The organism is Sphingopyxis sp. (assembly GCF_035565275.1).
Taxonomy (GTDB): domain Bacteria; phylum Pseudomonadota; class Alphaproteobacteria; order Sphingomonadales; family Sphingomonadaceae; genus Sphingopyxis.
The window spans coordinates 1-14,000 of record NZ_DATMST010000003.1 but is presented as its reverse complement, the minus strand read 5'-3'; the positions used below and the strand labels follow the sequence as shown (position 1 = coordinate 14,000).

Annotated in this window: 16 protein-coding genes and 1 pseudogene; 13 read left to right on the top strand and 4 right to left on the bottom strand. The window is 64.2% G+C overall.

Translation table 11 applies throughout. The features are described from left to right. The 3 genes from VN047_RS00250 to VN047_RS00240 all read left to right on the top strand — a co-directional run. The coding region (locus VN047_RS00250) for a DUF4136 domain-containing protein (protein WP_325538898.1) at window positions 1-456 on the top strand (456 nt) is incomplete at its 5' end. Then, window positions 453-1,562: a M14 family metallopeptidase gene (locus VN047_RS00245; protein ID WP_325538897.1), complete on the top strand. Its 1,110-nt coding sequence runs from the start codon at window positions 453-455 to the stop codon at window positions 1,560-1,562. The genes VN047_RS00250 and VN047_RS00245, both read left to right, overlap by 4 nt. Beyond that, on the top strand, window positions 1,559-2,029 hold the full coding sequence (locus VN047_RS00240; protein WP_325538896.1) for a GNAT family N-acetyltransferase: 471 nt from the start codon (window positions 1,559-1,561) through the stop codon (window positions 2,027-2,029). Before VN047_RS00245 ends, VN047_RS00240 begins: the two co-directional genes overlap by 4 nt. A 64-nt stretch (window positions 2,030-2,093) precedes the next feature. On the opposite strand, the gene VN047_RS00235 is transcribed toward VN047_RS00240, so the two are convergent. Then, complete coding sequence (locus tag VN047_RS00235; protein WP_325538895.1) at window positions 2,094-2,549, bottom strand: Hsp20 family protein; 456 nt, start codon at window positions 2,547-2,549, stop codon at window positions 2,094-2,096. A gap of 189 nt (window positions 2,550-2,738) precedes the next feature. Between VN047_RS00235 and gpmA the strand changes: the two are divergent. Further along, a pseudogene (gene gpmA, locus VN047_RS00230) lies at window positions 2,739-3,425 on the top strand (2,3-diphosphoglycerate-dependent phosphoglycerate mutase). 44 nt (window positions 3,426-3,469) lie between these two features. Here the strand turns inward: gpmA and dapD are convergent. Together dapD and VN047_RS00220 are read right to left on the bottom strand one after the other, a co-directional pair. Then, the gene (gene dapD, locus VN047_RS00225) at window positions 3,470-4,312 is read right to left on the bottom strand and encodes a 2,3,4,5-tetrahydropyridine-2,6-dicarboxylate N-succinyltransferase (RefSeq protein ID WP_325538894.1); all 843 of its coding nucleotides are present in this window, start codon (window positions 4,310-4,312) and stop codon (window positions 3,470-3,472) included. Further along, complete coding sequence (locus VN047_RS00220; RefSeq protein ID WP_325538900.1) at window positions 4,309-4,986, bottom strand: pyrimidine 5'-nucleotidase; 678 nt, start codon at window positions 4,984-4,986, stop codon at window positions 4,309-4,311. Before VN047_RS00220 ends, dapD begins: the two co-directional genes overlap by 4 nt. Before the next feature lie 156 nt (window positions 4,987-5,142). Here VN047_RS00220 and VN047_RS00215 point away from each other — a divergent pair, with 156 nt between their 5' ends. Then, the gene (locus tag VN047_RS00215; RefSeq protein ID WP_325538893.1) at window positions 5,143-6,441 is read left to right on the top strand and encodes an amidohydrolase family protein; all 1,299 of its coding nucleotides are present in this window, start codon (window positions 5,143-5,145) and stop codon (window positions 6,439-6,441) included. On the opposite strand, the gene VN047_RS00210 is transcribed toward VN047_RS00215, so the two are convergent. After that, entirely contained in the window at window positions 6,442-6,936 is a 495-nt protein-coding gene (locus tag VN047_RS00210; RefSeq protein WP_325538892.1) for a DNA-deoxyinosine glycosylase, read from the bottom strand. It lies immediately after the preceding gene. Window positions 6,937-7,241: 305 nt separating this feature from the next. Between VN047_RS00210 and rpsL the strand changes: the two genes are divergently transcribed. The 8 genes from rpsL to rplW form a co-directional block, all read left to right on the top strand. Further along, window positions 7,242-7,613, top strand: coding sequence for a 30S ribosomal protein S12 (gene rpsL, locus VN047_RS00205; protein ID WP_037515637.1), 372 nt, complete (start codon window positions 7,242-7,244; stop codon window positions 7,611-7,613). Between the two features lie 72 nt (window positions 7,614-7,685). After that, on the top strand, window positions 7,686-8,156 hold the full coding sequence (gene rpsG, locus VN047_RS00200) for a 30S ribosomal protein S7 (protein ID WP_325538891.1): 471 nt from the start codon (window positions 7,686-7,688) through the stop codon (window positions 8,154-8,156). Window positions 8,157-8,263: 107 nt separating this feature from the next. After that, window positions 8,264-10,357, top strand: a complete 2,094-nt coding sequence (gene fusA / locus VN047_RS00195; protein WP_325538890.1) for an elongation factor G — start codon at window positions 8,264-8,266, stop codon at window positions 10,355-10,357. A gap of 118 nt (window positions 10,358-10,475) precedes the next feature. Continuing rightward, window positions 10,476-11,669: an elongation factor Tu gene (gene tuf, locus VN047_RS00190; protein ID WP_325538889.1), complete on the top strand. Its 1,194-nt coding sequence runs from the start codon at window positions 10,476-10,478 to the stop codon at window positions 11,667-11,669. Between the two features lie 148 nt (window positions 11,670-11,817). Further along, window positions 11,818-12,129: a 30S ribosomal protein S10 gene (gene rpsJ / locus VN047_RS00185; RefSeq protein ID WP_003042199.1), complete on the top strand. Its 312-nt coding sequence runs from the start codon at window positions 11,818-11,820 to the stop codon at window positions 12,127-12,129. 300 nt (window positions 12,130-12,429) lie between these two features. Further along, entirely contained in the window at window positions 12,430-13,203 is a 774-nt protein-coding gene (gene rplC, locus VN047_RS00180; RefSeq protein ID WP_325538888.1) for a 50S ribosomal protein L3, read from the top strand. Between the two features lie 2 nt (window positions 13,204-13,205). Continuing rightward, window positions 13,206-13,832 carry a 50S ribosomal protein L4 gene (gene rplD, locus VN047_RS00175; protein WP_093509983.1) on the top strand — a complete coding sequence of 209 codons (627 nt, stop codon included), beginning with the start codon at window positions 13,206-13,208 and terminating at the stop codon, window positions 13,830-13,832. Continuing rightward, window positions 13,825-14,000 (top strand): 50S ribosomal protein L23 (gene rplW / locus VN047_RS00170; RefSeq protein WP_325538899.1); only part of this gene is annotated, 176 nt, incomplete at its 3' end. The genes rplD and rplW, both read left to right, overlap by 8 nt.

Genomic DNA, 14,000 nt, shown 5'->3' with positions numbered 1-14,000 from the left:
CGGCCCCCGGGCGCTGCGATGCCCTCGCTCGAATGGAACAGCTACCGCGCCGCGGTCGACCAGCAGCTCCAGCGGGTGGGGCTGGTCCCCGCCGGATCGGGCGAACGCGCGCCGCTCCTCGTCCGCATATCCTTCGACCGTGTCGACCAGCTGCCCGAAGGCCGCCGCTCGCCCGTGTCGGTCGGGGTTGGCGGTTCGACCGGCAGCTACGGCTCGGGAGTCGGGCTCGGGATCGGCATCAATCTCGGCGGCGGTCCGAAGCGGATGGCCGATCTCCAGCTGTTCGTCCGCATCGACGATGCCGCGTCCGGCCAGGCGCTGTGGGAAGGCCGCGCCTTGACCGCGGTTCCGGTCAAGGCCCCCGCCAACCAGCCGAGCCTCGCGGCGGCGAAATTGGCCGAAGCCCTATTCAAGGACTTCCCCGGCGAATCAGGACGCACTATCAGCGTCAAATGACCATCAGCATCAACGCCGCTTTCGACAGCGGCAATATCGTCGTGGAAAATGTCGACGGCACGTCGGCGCGCCTTTCGATTCGCAAAGATCGCGAATCGGACTTTTTCCAGTGGTTCCACTTTCGCGTTGCGTGCAGCGTCGGCGACGCGCTCGAACTCGCGATCGCCGGGCTGGCGGAATCGGCTTATCCCGACGGCTGGCCGGGCTATGCCGCCTGCGCGAGCTATGACCGCGAAACCTGGTTCCGTCTCGACACCAGCTATGATGCCGGCACGCTGACGCTTCGCCACAATGCCGAAAGCCCGCTCCTCTGGGTCGCCTATTTCGCGCCTTACTCGATGGAACGCCACCACGACCTCATCGCCTCGGTCGCCGAATGCGAGGGCGTCACCTACCGCTGCCTCGGCACCAGCCTCGAAGGCCAGCCGATCGACTGCCTCGAAATGGGCAGCGGCGACACGCAGGTCTGGCTCTATGCGCGTCAGCATCCCGGCGAATCGATGGCCGAATGGTGGATGGAAGGCGCACTCGAAAAGCTCACCGACACCGCCGACCCGCACACGCGCTCGCTGCTCGCCAAATGCCGTTTCCACATCGTCCCGAACATGAATCCCGACGGCTCGCGCCGCGGCCATCTGCGCACCAATTTCGCGGGCGTGAACCTCAACCGCGAATGGAACGATCCGACAGCCGAGCGCAGCCCCGAAGTACTGTGCGTGCGAAACGCGATGGACGAAAGCGGCGTCGACTGGGCAATGGACGTCCATGGCGACGAGGCGATCCCCGCGGTCTTTCTCGCCGGTTTCGAGGGCATCCCGTCGCTCAAACCCGAACAGACGGCGAAGTATAAGGCATTCGAAACCGCGCTCGCGGCGAACACCCCCGATTTCCAGGTCGACCTCGGCTATGAGGAATCGGTACCGGGGCAGGCGAATCTCTCGATGTCGACGACGCAGCTCGCCGAACGCTTCGGCGCGGTGTCGATGACGCTCGAAATGCCGTTCAAGGACAATCGCGACCTCCCCGATCCGGTGCAGGGCTGGTCGCCCGAACGCTCGAAGCTGCTCGCGCACGCGTGCCTCGCGACGCTGGACCAGCTTTTGTGACGAGCGGCGGCTGGCGGATCGTCGAGGACGATCTGTCGGGCACTGCGATCCGCGCGCTGCTCGAGCAGCATTTCGCGGGCATGCTCGCCAACTCCCCCGCCGAAAGCTGCCATTTTCTCGATTTCGACGGGCTGCGCGCGGGCGAGGTGACTTTCTGGTCGATCCATTGCGGCGAAAACCTCGCCGGATGCGGCGCGCTCAAGGCGCTGGACAACTGCCATGGCGAGATCAAGTCGATGCGCACCGCCGACGCCTTCCTGCGGCAGGGCGTCGCGGCGCGCATGCTCGTCCACATCGTCGACGAAGCGCGCGCCCGCGGCCTCGAACGGCTCAGTCTCGAAACCGGGTCGGGGCCCGCTTTCCAGCCCGCGCTCGCACTCTATGCGCGTCACGGGTTCGAGGATTGCGAGCCCTTCGCCGACTATAAGCCCGATCCGTTCAGCCGCTTCATGACGCGCGCGCTCTAGAAACGAAAACGGGGCCCGGAAGGGACTCCGGACCCCGCAATTCGGTCAAGCCGGAAGGCGGCGCTTACGCGGCCTTCTTGTCCTCGATCACCGGCTGCGCGCCGCCGATCGCGATCTTGTGCGGCTTCATCGCCTCGGGCACCTCGCGTAGCAGGTCGATCACCAGCAACCCGTCGGCGAGGTCGGCTTCGCTCACCCGCACGAAGTCGGCGAGCTGAAAGCGGCGTTCGAACGCGCGCGTCGCGATGCCGCTATAGAGCAATTGGCGCGCCTCGCCCTCGGCCACCGGCGCCTTGCGGCCGCTGACGGTCAGCATATTTTGCTGCGCGGTGATGTCGATCTCGCCCGCCTTGAATCCCGCGACCGCGACCGTGATCCGGAAATGGTCGTCGGCGACCTTCTCGATGTCGAAGGGGGGATAATTTTCGGCGCCCGACCCGCCGGTTTCGAGGAAATCAAAAAGCCGGTCGAACCCGACGGTCGAACGGCGATAGGGGGTCCAGTCAAAGCTGTTACGCATGGGTCTTTCTTCCTTTTCAAAAGCGAAGCAAAGGGACCGCGGCGCGCGCCGCGATCGCCATCCGGCCCCGTATCGGCGGCCGGATGATCCAAATCTGGGTGCAGCTGAAACCATTTCAAGAGCGCGGTTGGCCTTTGCCGAAAAGCCGCGCTAAAGGGCGGCGACTCTCCTCCAGCGCAAGGATTCCAAATGCCCCAGCTCATCCTCATCCGTCACGGCCAGTCGCAGTGGAATCTCGAAAACCGCTTCACCGGCTGGTGGGATGTTGATGTCACCGAAAAGGGCGCGGCCGAAGCCTGGGCGGCGGGCGAGCTGATGAAGGCGAAGGGCCTCGCGCCCGACACCTGCTTCACCTCGGTCCAAACGCGCGCGATCAAGACGCTGAACTTGGCGCTCGAGGCGATGGGCCGCCTCTGGCTCCCCGTCACCAAGGACTGGCGCCTCAACGAGCGCCACTATGGCGGCCTCACCGGGCTCGACAAGGCCGAGACCGCGGCGTAGCACGGCGACGATCAGGTCAAGATCTGGCGCCGCAGCTTCGACATCCCGCCGCCGCCGCTCGAAGCCGGCTCGGAATGGGACCTGTCGACCGACCCGCGCTACGCCGGTATCGATATCCCGTCGGCCGAAAGCCTCAAGGACACGATCGAGCGCGTGCTCCCCTATTATGAAGCCGCGATCGTCCCCGAACTCGCCGCGGGCAAGACGGTGCTGATCTCGGCGCACGGCAACAGCCTGCGCGCGCTCGTCAAGCATCTCTCGGGCATTTCGGACGCCGACATCACCGGCCTCGAAATCCCGACCGGCCAGCCGATCGTCTATGACCTCAATGACGATCTGAGTGCGCGCGAACGCTATTATCTCAGCGAACGTTAAAAATCGTCGTCCCCCGTCTCCGCGCGGGGGCGACGATAAAATGATCAGTCGCGCAGCAACTCGTTAATTCCGGTCTTCGCGCGCGTCTTGGCGTCGACGCGCTTGACGATGACCGCGCAGTAAAGCGACGGCCCCGGCGTTCCGTCGGGCAGCGGCTTGCCCGGCAGCGAACCCGGCACAACGACCGAATAGGCGGGGACTTCGCCCATGAAGACCTCGCCCGTCGCGCGGTCGATAATCTTGGTCGACGCGCCGAGATAGACGCCCATCGACAGCACCGCGCCTTCGCGCACGATCACGCCCTCGGCGACCTCGGCGCGCGCACCGATGAAGGCGCCGTCCTCGATCACCACCGGGCCAGCCTGCAGCGGTTCCAATACGCCGCCGATCCCCGCGCCGCCCGACAGATGGACGTTCGCGCCGATCTGCGCGCAGCTGCCGACGGTGGCCCAGGCGTCGACCATCGACCCCTCGCCGACATAGGCGCCGATATTGACGAAGCTCGGCATCAGCACCGCGCCCTTGCTGATAAAGGCGCCGCGGCGGACGATCGATCCCGGGACCGCGCGGAAACCCGCGTCGCGAAAACGGTTCTCGCCCCAGCCGGCGAATTTCGAGGGCACCTTGTCCCACCAGGTCGCGCCGCCGGCGCCGCCCTCGATGATCTCCATGTCGTTGAGGCGGAACGACAGCAGCACCGCCTTCTTCAGCCATTGGTTGACCTGCCAGGTGCCGCCCGCGTCGCGCTCGGCGACGCGGTAACTGCCGTCGTCGAGCCCGGCGAGCGCGCTCTCGACCGCTTCGCGCACCGCGCCGGTCGTGGTCAGCCCCAGCGTGTCGCGCGTCTCCCACGCGGCTTCGATCGTGCTCTGCAGGTCGGTCGTCATGAAATTCCCCAAGGTGAAGGCAAGGTATCGAGCCAGTCGGCGATGTCGGTCGCGTGGAAATCGACATGGTCCGGCAGGTGGTCGCGATGGCCGCTTTCGCTGCCATTGTCCAGCCAGACGGTCGTCATGCCGAGCGCTTTGGCGGGTGTCAGGTTGCGCGCCATATCCTCGACGAACAGGCTCTTCGCCGGATCGACGCCGAGGTGGGCGACCATCATGTCATAGGCGGCCGCGTCGGGCTTGGGCGTATAGCGGGTGACGCGAATGTCGCAGATGCCGTCGAACAGGTCGGCGATCCCGCGCGCGTCGAGCACGCGCGCCGCATAATCGGCATCGGCGTTGGTGAAGATCAGCTTGCGTCCCGGCAGCCGCTCGAGCCCGGCGCGGAGCCGCGCGTCCACCGTCAGGCGGTCGAGCGCGATGTCGTGGACGTCGACCAGGAAATCCTCGGGGTGCACGCCGTGGTGGCGCATCAGCCCCGCCATCGTCGTGCCATGATCGTGGAAATATTGCTTCTGCACCCGCCGCGCCTCGACCGCGTCGACGTCGAGGAGACGCATGATGAAGGCGCCCATGCGTTCGTCGATCAGGTCGAACAGCCTCGCCGACGGCGCGTAGAGCGTGTTGTCGAGATCGAAAATCCAGCTGTCGATATGGTCGAGCGCGGCGGGCATGGGCGCGCGCATACTGGGCTGGCGCATGGGCGGCAAGCCGTGATCCTTTCTTTCCGTCACCCCGGGCTTGACCCGGGGTCCCGCTTGGACTTCAAAACGGCGGGACCCCGGATCAGGTCCGGGATGACGAAATATAGAAACGACAGGGGACGCCAAATGAAACCGACGACCTTCCTTCCGCTCCTTTTGCTCGGCACTGCGCTTGCTACCTCCGTCGCGGCGCAGACAACGCGCACCGTCATCCACGCTGGCCATCTGCTCGCCGAACCCGGCAAGCCCGCGCGCGACGCCTCGACGATCATTGTCGAGGGCGGCACGATCGTGAGCATCGCCGACGGCCATCAACCCGCCGAACCCGGCGCGACGCTGATCGACCTCAAGGACAAATATGTCCTCCCCGGCCTCATCGACAGCCACGTCCATCTGACGAGCGACGCGGGCGGCATCGCCGGCCAGCTCGAGGAAATCACGCTCAGCCCCGCGGCGCAGGCCTTCAATGCCGAGGTCAACGGCATGAAGACGCTGCGCGCGGGTTTCACCACCGTGCGCAACCTCGGCGACGGCGACGGGGCGACGCTGGCGCTTCGCGACGCGATCGCCGCGGGCAAGGTGCAGGGCCCGCGCATCGTCGATGCCGGCGCCAGCATTTCGGGCAGCGCCGGGCATATGGACGGTTCGCTGGGCTATCGCGACGAGCTTCGCCCCTTTTTCGCGGGCGCGGGCAACACCTGCAACGGCGCCGACGATTGCCGCCGCGCGGTGCGGCTCCAGATCGGGCGCGGCGCCGACGTGATCAAATTCGCCTCGACGGGTGGGGTCAACAGCAGAATTGGAGCAGGCCTCGGCAAGCAGATGTTCGACGACGAGGCCAAGGCGATCGTCGAGACCGCGCATCTGTTCGGCAAGAAGGTCGCGGTCCACGCGCACGGCGCCGACGGCATCCGCCTCGCGATCGATGCCGGTGCCGACTCGATCGAACATGGCACGATCCTCGACGATGCGACGATCGCCGCATGGGCGAAGTCGAAAACCTATTATGTCCCGACGCTCTCGACGGTGAACGGCTACAAGGAACGCCTCGCTGCGAATCCGGACGCCTATGAACCCGACGTGCTGGCGAAGATCAAATGGCGCATCTCGATCACCGGCAAAAGCCTCGAAACGCTCGTGCCCAAGGGCGTGCGCATCGCCTTCGGCACCGACGCAGGGGTCTCGAAGCACGGCCGCAACGGCGACGAGTTCGAACTGATGGTCCAGCACGGCATGACGCCGGTGGAGGCGCTCAGGGCGGCGACGGTGAACGCCGCCGATCTGCTTGGCCTGTCGAGCGAGATCGGTACGATCGCGCCCGGCAAGAGCGCCGATATCATCGCGGTGGCAAGCGATCCGGTCGCTGACGTGCGTGTGCTGAAGAAGGTCGATTTCGTGATGGCGCGCGGGATGGTGGTCGACTGATCAGAATGCGCCGCGCAGTGCCTGCCAGCGATCGCGCTTCGCCGTGAAACCGATCGTATTGGCGGCGCTGCTCGACGGCAGGTCGACGACGGCGATCCGGTCGAGCGGCGGAAGCTGCTTTCGTCCTATCGTCGCGGCCTTGCCGCCGTTGAAGGCGATCATGCGCAGGTCGGGCAGGTCCGCGATGAGCGCTGCGAGGTCGTGCGCTTCGGCTTCGCGGATCAGCGAGTCGCTGCTCGTGTGCCGTTCGGCGCTGCGAATCACGTCCCACAAGCCGACCTTTTCTTCGCGGAGTGCGGCCAGCCTGTCGTCGTAGGGCATGTCGGCAAGCGGCTGGCCCACCACCTCGCCCAGCAAGCGCCAGAACTGGTTTGTCGGGTGTGCATAATATTGCTGTTCGGCGAGCGAACGGACGCCCGGCAGGCTTCCCAGAATCAGCAGCCGGGTATCGGGCGCGGCGTGGGGCGCGAAGCTGGCGTGGCGGACGGCGGGCATGGCTCCCGATAGCCCGCCCGGACCGGCGCAACAATATTGCCCACCCCTTGACCGCGAAAGGAATCGGGTCTAGGGGCGCGCTCGACCGAAAAGGGCGGTTTGCCGCCTCTTTCAGTTGCAACAGCGCTTGAACATTGCTGGCGCGGATGGAGCCTCCGGAAGATCATTGCGATCCGCCGGGGTCTTTTGCTGTTATCAGGTCGGCCGTTTTTCGCCGTTTTCGGCGGGATACGGACCGGAGCTTCATCCACCGCAGTACAGTAACCGTTCGCTTTGATGGGCGGACATTTAAAGGTGAAGCATTCATGCCCACGATCAACCAGCTGGTCCGCAAGGGCCGGACTCCCCAGAAGGTGAAGTCCAAGGTCCCGGCGATGGACGCAAACCCGCAAAAGCGCGGCGTTTGCACCCGTGTCTACACGACGACCCCGAAAAAGCCGAACTCGGCGCTCCGTAAGGTTGCGAAGGTCCGCCTGACCAACCAGCGCGAAGTCATCACCTACATCCCCGGCGAAGGCCACAACCTCCAGGAACACAGCGTCGTGCTGATCCGCGGCGGTCGTGTCCGCGATCTTCCCGGTGTGCGTTACCACGTCCTGCGCGGCGTGCTCGATACGCAGGGCGTGAAGGACCGCAAGCAGAGCCGTTCGAAGTACGGCGCGAAGCGTCCGAAGTAAGGACCGCTTTTTCGGCTTTTGATCATCCCGCTGCGCTCTGCGCCGGGATGCTGTTGTTAAAAGGAATTACCTATGGCTCGTCGTCGTCGTCCTGAACGCCGCGAAATCCTGCCCGATCCCCGCTTCGGTGATACGGTGCTGTCGAAGTTCATGAACAGCGTTATGCTGGACGGGAAGAAGTCCGTTGCCGAAAGCATCGTTTACGGTGCACTCGAATCGGTCGAAAGCCGTGCCAAGAAGGAGCCGCTCGGCGTGTTCCACGAAGCACTGGCGAACATTCGTCCGAACATCGAGGTCCGCAGTCGCCGCGTCGGCGGTGCGACCTATCAGGTTCCGGTCGAAGTCCGTCCGGAACGTGCACAGGCGCTCGCGATCCGCTGGCTGATCACCGCCGCGCGCAACCGCAGCGAAACCACCATGGCAGCCCGGCTGTCGGGCGAATTGCTCGACGCGTCGAACAATCGTGGCAATGCCGTGAAGAAGCGCGAAGATACCCATCGCATGGCCGAAGCCAACCGCGCCTTCTCGCACTACCGCTGGTAATTGCACGGGCGCGCCCGCACGTCGTGGGGCGCGTCTCGCAATCGTAACAATCCTTCCTATATCGGGGGTGGCCCCAAGGGCCGCCCCCCAAATCCAAGGAAAAGACCATGGCACGCAGCCATCCGCTCGAACATTATCGCAATTTTGGGATCATGGCGCACATCGACGCCGGCAAGACCACGACGACCGAGCGTATCCTTTACTACACCGGCAAGTCCTACAAGATCGGCGAAGTCCATGACGGCGCCGCGACCATGGACTGGATGGAGCAGGAACAGGAACGCGGCATCACGATCACGTCGGCTGCCACCACCTGCCTGTGGAAGGCTGAAGAGGGCAATGGCCCCGAGCATCGCCTGAACATCATCGACACCCCCGGCCACGTCGACTTCACCATCGAAGTCGAACGTTCGCTGCGCGTGCTCGATGGCGCGATCACCGCGTTCGACGGCGTTGCCGGCGTCGAGCCTCAGTCGGAAACCGTGTGGCGTCAGGCGGACAAGTACAAGGTTCCGCGGATGTGCTTCGTCAACAAGCTCGACCGTACCGGCGCCGATTTCTATTATTGCGTCCAGACGATCATCGATCGTCTCGGTGCGACCCCGGCTGTCCTTTATCTGCCGATCGGCGCCGAAGGCGACTTCAAGGGCCTCGTCGATCTCGTCAACGAACGCGCGATCATCTGGAAGGATGAAAGCCTCGGCGCTGAATTCTTCTATGAGGAAATCCCCGCCGATCTCGCCGACAAGGCTGCCGAATATCGCGAAAAGCTCGTCGAACTCGCCGTCGAGCAGGACGACGATGCGATGGAAGCCTATCTCGAAGGCACCGTCCCCGACGTCGCCACGCTCAAGAAGCTGATCCGCAAGGGTACGCTGGCCCAGGCGTTCGTTCCGGTCCTTTGCGGCTCGGCGTTCAAGAACAAGGGTGTGCAGACGCTGCTCGATGCGGTCGTCGACTATCTGCCTTCGCCGCTCGACATTCCTGACGTGCAGGGCATCAACCCGTCGAACGACCAGCCCGACTCGCGCGAGACGTCGGACGCGGCGCCGCTGTCGCTGCTCGCCTTCAAGATCATGAACGATCCGTTCGTCGGTTCGCTCACCTTCGCCCGCATCTATTCGGGTACCCTGAACAAGGGCACCTATCTGAACTCGGTGAAGGACAAGAAGGAAAAGGTTGGCCGCATGCTGCTGATGCATGCGAACAGCCGCGAGGACATCGAAGAAGCCTATGCGGGCGACATCGTCGCGCTCGCCGGCCTCAAGGAAACCACCACCGGGGACACGCTCTGCGCCACCAGCGCGCCGATCATCCTCGAGCGGATGGAATTCCCCGAACCGGTCATCGAGCTGTCGGTGGAACCGAAGACCAAGGCCGACCAGGAACGTATGGGCATCGCGCTCAACCGTCTGGCCGCCGAGGATCCCTCGTTCCGCGTTTCGACCGACCATGAATCGGGCCAGACGATCATCAAGGGCATGGGCGAGCTTCACCTCGACATCCTCGTCGATCGCATGAAGCGCGAGTTCAAGGTCGAAGCGAACGTCGGCGCACCGCAGGTGGCGTACCGCGAATCGCTCGCCAAGGCTGTCGATGTCGACTATACCCACAAGAAGCAGTCGGGTGGCTCGGGCCAGTTCGGCCGCGTCAAGGTCAGCGTCGCTCCCGGCGAACGCGGCGCGGGCATCACCTTCATCGACGAGATCAAGGGCGGCAATATTCCGCGCGAATATATCCCGTCGGTTGAAAAGGGCATGCGCGAGTCGGCCGAAAACGGTCACATGATTGGCTTCCCGATCATCGACTTCGAAATCAAGCTGACCGACGGCGCGTACCACGATGTCGACTCGTCGGCGCTGGCGTTCGAAATCGCGGGCCGTGCGGCGATGCGCGAAGTGGCGGCAAAGGCCGGCATCAAGCTGCTCGAACCGGTGATGAAGGTCGAGGTCGTTACCCCTGAGGAATTCATGGGCGACGTGATCGGCGATCTCAACAGCCGTCGCGGGCAGATCCAGGGCACCGACAGCCGGGGCATCGCCCAGGTCGTCGAGGCGATCGTTCCGCTGGCGAACATGTTCGGCTATGTGAACCAGCTGCGCAGCTTCAGCCAGGGTCGCGCCAGCTACTCGATGCAATTCTCGCATTATGAAGAAGTGCCGACCAACGTCGCCGAAGAAGTGAAGGCCAAGATGGCCTGATAGGTCGAAGCCGCGCGGGCTTGCACCGCGCGGCAAGACCCTCTAAGGGCGGCGCCTGATTCAGCAGGCTCGTCCAGGACTGATCAACGCAAACATTGAACAAGAAGGTTGTTAAATCATGGCCAAGGCTAAATTTGAGCGGACGAAGCCGCACTGCAACATCGGCACCATCGGTCACGTCGACCATGGCAAGACCTCGCTGACCGCAGCGATCACCAAGATCCTGGCGGAAAACGTCGCGGGCAACGCGGCCGTCGACTTCGCCAACATCGACAAGGCTCCCGAAGAGCGCGAGCGCGGCATCACCATTTCGACCGCGCACGTCGAATATGAAACCGAAGGTCGCCACTATGCGCACGTCGACTGCCCGGGCCACGCCGACTATGTGAAGAACATGATCACCGGTGCCGCCCAGATGGACGGCGCGATCCTCGTCGTGTCGGCCGCTGACGGTCCGATGCCGCAGACCAAGGAGCACATCCTGCTCGCGAAGCAGGTCGGCGTTCCCACGATGGTCGTGTTCCTCAACAAGGTCGACCAGCTCGACGATCCCGAGCTGCTCGAGCTCGTCGAACTCGAAATCCGCGAAGAACTTTCGAAGCGTGACTTCGACGGCGACAATATTCCGATCATCGCCGGTTCGGCTCTCGCCGCGCTGGAAAGCCGGGACGACAACATCGGCAAGGACGCGATCCTGAAGCTGATGGCCGCCGTTGACGAGTGGATCCCGCAGCCGGAACGTCCGCTCGACAAGCCCTTCCTGATGCCGATCGAAGACGTGTTCTCGATCTCGGGCCGTGGTACGGTTGTTACCGGCCGCGTCGAAACCGGAATCGTCAAGGTTGGTGAAGAAGTCGAAATCGTCGGCATCAAGGACACCAAGAAGACCGTCGTCACCGGCGTCGAAATGTTCCGCAAGCTCCTCGACCAGGGCCAGGCCGGCGACAACATCGGCGCGCTGATCCGCGGCGTGGGCCGTGAAGAAGTCGAGCGTGGCCAGGTTCTGGCAAAGCCCGGCTCGATCACGCCGCACACCGAGTTCACCTCGGAAGTGTACGTTCTGTCGAAGGACGAAGGTGGCCGTCACACGCCGTTCTTCGCGAACTATCGTCCGCAGTTCTACTTCCGCACCACGGACGTCACCGGCGAGGTCATCCTCCCCGAGGGCACCGAAATGGTCATGCCGGGCGACAACGTCCAGCTGTCGGTCAAGCTGATCGCTCCGATCGCCATGGATCCGGGTCTGCGCTTCGCAATTCGCGAAGGCGGCCGTACGGTCGGCGCAGGGGTTGTCGCGAACATCACAAAGTAATATAGGGCCGCGAGCCGCGCGATTCGGAACCGATTCGCGCGGCTCGTAGCTTAAAGAATTTTGATGGCCGATCCGGCTTCCCTGCGGAAGTCGGAGCAGGCCATTTCGGCTCTTTCGCATCGTTAGACGGGATTCGACTGGAACAGTCATGGAAACGCAGAATATTCGCATTCGCCTGAAGGCCTTTGATCACCGCGTGCTCGATCAGGCCACCACCGACATTGCCGATACGGCACGTCGTACCGGAGCGCTTATTCGCGGCCCGATCCCGCTTCCGACGCGTATTGAAAAATTCACCGTGAACCGCGGCCCGCATGTCGACAAGAAGTCGCGCGAGCAGTTCGAGGTGCGTACCCACAAGCGGTTGCTCGACATCGTGCAGCCCACCCCGCAGACGGTCGACGCGCTGATGAAGCTCGACCTCGCCGCGGGCGTGAACGTCGAAATCAAGCTGGCCTGAGGTCAGCGAAGCCCCGGTGAAAACCGGGGTCTCTATCGGCAGGACACTTCGGTGCCTGCATCGTCCGGAGCGATCCGGACCGACGATAGGGTGGATACCGCCGGACCTCTTCTTCGGAAGAAGCATGGTCCGGGCTGCGTCCCCCGTCTCGCCGCTCTCCTCCGGGAAGGCGGCACCTCAGCCCGGACGGGGCGATGCATCGAAATTTCGGGCTGGGAGGGTTCCCGTCGAGGTTCGCCTTGATGGGGTCCCACACGCCGTGCGGAATGGTCCGCCCGGCCTCTGTTGAGGAGTATGATCATGCGTACTGGCGTGATCGCGAAGAAAATGGGGATGACCCGCCTGTTTCAGGACGACGGCCGCCACGTGCCCGTCACCGTCCTGAGCCTCGAAGGCTGCCAGGTCGTCTCTGTGCGCGATAAGGAACGTGACGGCTATGTGGCCGTTCAGCTCGGTGCTGGCTCGGCCAAGGCGAAGAACGTCGCCAAGCCGCAGCGTGGCGCTTATGGCAAGGCCGAAGTCGAGCCGAAGGCGAAGCTCGTCGAATTCCGCGTCGCTGACGACGCGACGCTCGACGTCGGCGCCGAACTGTCGGCCGACCATTTCGTTGCCGGCCAGATCGTCGATATCCAGGGTGTCACCCAGGGCAAGGGCTTTGCCGGTGCGATGAAGCGCTGGGGTTTCGGCGGTATGCGCGCGACCCACGGTGTTTCGATCAGCCACCGTGCGCATGGTTCGACCGGTAACCGTCAGGATCCGGGCCGCGTCTTCAAGAACAAGAAGATGGCCGGTCACATGGGCGCGCGCAACCGCACCCAGCAGAATCTCGAAATCGTCCGCACCGACGTCGAGCGCGGCCTTCTCTTCGTCAAGGGCTCGGTCCCTGGCTCGAAGGGTGGCTGGCTGCTCGTCCGCGATGCGGTGAAGCTGCCGCGTCATCCCGAAGCCCCCTACCCTGCGGGCGTCAAGAGCGCGGCCAACACCAACGAAGCCCCGGCTGACGCGCCGGTCGAAACGCCGGTCGAAGAGACCGTCGTCGACACCGCCGGCACCGACGGCGCACAGGAGTCCTGATCATGAAGGTCAAGGTTCAGACCCTCGACGGCAAGGCCGGCACCGACATCGATCTCAACGACGACGTCTTCGGTGTCGATGCCCGTGCAGACATCCTGCACCGCGTCGTCGCATGGCAGCTCGAAAAGCGCCGTGGTCCGGCTCGCGCCGCCCGCGAACGCAGCGATGTGTCGCGCACCGGCAAGAAGTTCGGTCGCCAGAAGGGCGGCGGTACCGCACGCCACGGCGATCGCAAGGCGCCGATCTTCATCGGTGGTGGCAAGGCGCATGGCCCCCGGGCCCGCACCTTCGGCCACTCGCTGAACAAGAAGATCCGCACCCTCGGCCTGAAGATGGCATTGAGCGACAAGGCGAAGGGCGGCAAGCTCGTCGTCATCGACACGCTCGAGCTCAAGGACGCGAAGACCAAGGCCCTTGCCGGCAAGCTCGGCAAGCTCGAACTCGGCAATCGCGCGCTCTTCATCGACGGTGACGCGGTGCACGAAAGCTTCGCAATGGCATCGGCCAACCTGATCGGTGTCGACGCGCTGCCGGCGATCGGTGCCAATGTCTATGACATCATCCGTGCCGACACGCTGGTCCTGACCCGCGCGGCGGTCGAAAAGCTGGAGGCACGCTGCAATGGCTAAGGCAAAAACCATCGACGCGCGTCACTATGACGTGATCCTCGCTCCGGTGATCACCGAAAAGTCGACGCTGCTCAGCGAAAATGACGCGGTGGTGTTCAAGGTCGCGAACGACGCGACCAAGCCCGCCATCAAGGCCGCCGTCGAGGCGCTGTTCGATGTCAAGGTGCT

Excerpts from the sequence above, each read along its gene's own strand:
- fusA (WP_325538890.1), top strand. The coding sequence starts at position 8,264 with ATGGCACGCAGCCATCCGCTCGAACATTATCGCAATTTTGGGATCATG.
- VN047_RS00220 (WP_325538900.1), bottom strand. The coding sequence starts at position 4,986 with ATGCCCGCCGCGCTCGACCATATCGACAGCTGGATTTTCGATCTCGAC.
- rpsL (WP_037515637.1), top strand. The coding sequence starts at position 7,242 with ATGCCCACGATCAACCAGCTGGTCCGCAAGGGCCGGACTCCCCAGAAG.
- rpsG (WP_325538891.1), top strand. The coding sequence starts at position 7,686 with ATGGCTCGTCGTCGTCGTCCTGAACGCCGCGAAATCCTGCCCGATCCC.
- VN047_RS00235 (WP_325538895.1), bottom strand. The coding sequence starts at position 2,549 with ATGCGTAACAGCTTTGACTGGACCCCCTATCGCCGTTCGACCGTCGGG.
- rplC (WP_325538888.1), top strand. The coding sequence starts at position 12,430 with ATGCGTACTGGCGTGATCGCGAAGAAAATGGGGATGACCCGCCTGTTT.
- rpsJ (WP_003042199.1), top strand. The coding sequence starts at position 11,818 with ATGGAAACGCAGAATATTCGCATTCGCCTGAAGGCCTTTGATCACCGC.
- dapD (WP_325538894.1), bottom strand. The coding sequence starts at position 4,312 with ATGACGACCGACCTGCAGAGCACGATCGAAGCCGCGTGGGAGACGCGC.
- VN047_RS00245 (WP_325538897.1), top strand. The coding sequence starts at position 453 with ATGACCATCAGCATCAACGCCGCTTTCGACAGCGGCAATATCGTCGTG.
- rplD (WP_093509983.1), top strand. The coding sequence starts at position 13,206 with ATGAAGGTCAAGGTTCAGACCCTCGACGGCAAGGCCGGCACCGACATC.
- VN047_RS00210 (WP_325538892.1), bottom strand. The coding sequence starts at position 6,936 with ATGCCCGCCGTCCGCCACGCCAGCTTCGCGCCCCACGCCGCGCCCGAT.
- VN047_RS00215 (WP_325538893.1), top strand. The coding sequence starts at position 5,143 with ATGAAACCGACGACCTTCCTTCCGCTCCTTTTGCTCGGCACTGCGCTT.
- tuf (WP_325538889.1), top strand. The coding sequence starts at position 10,476 with ATGGCCAAGGCTAAATTTGAGCGGACGAAGCCGCACTGCAACATCGGC.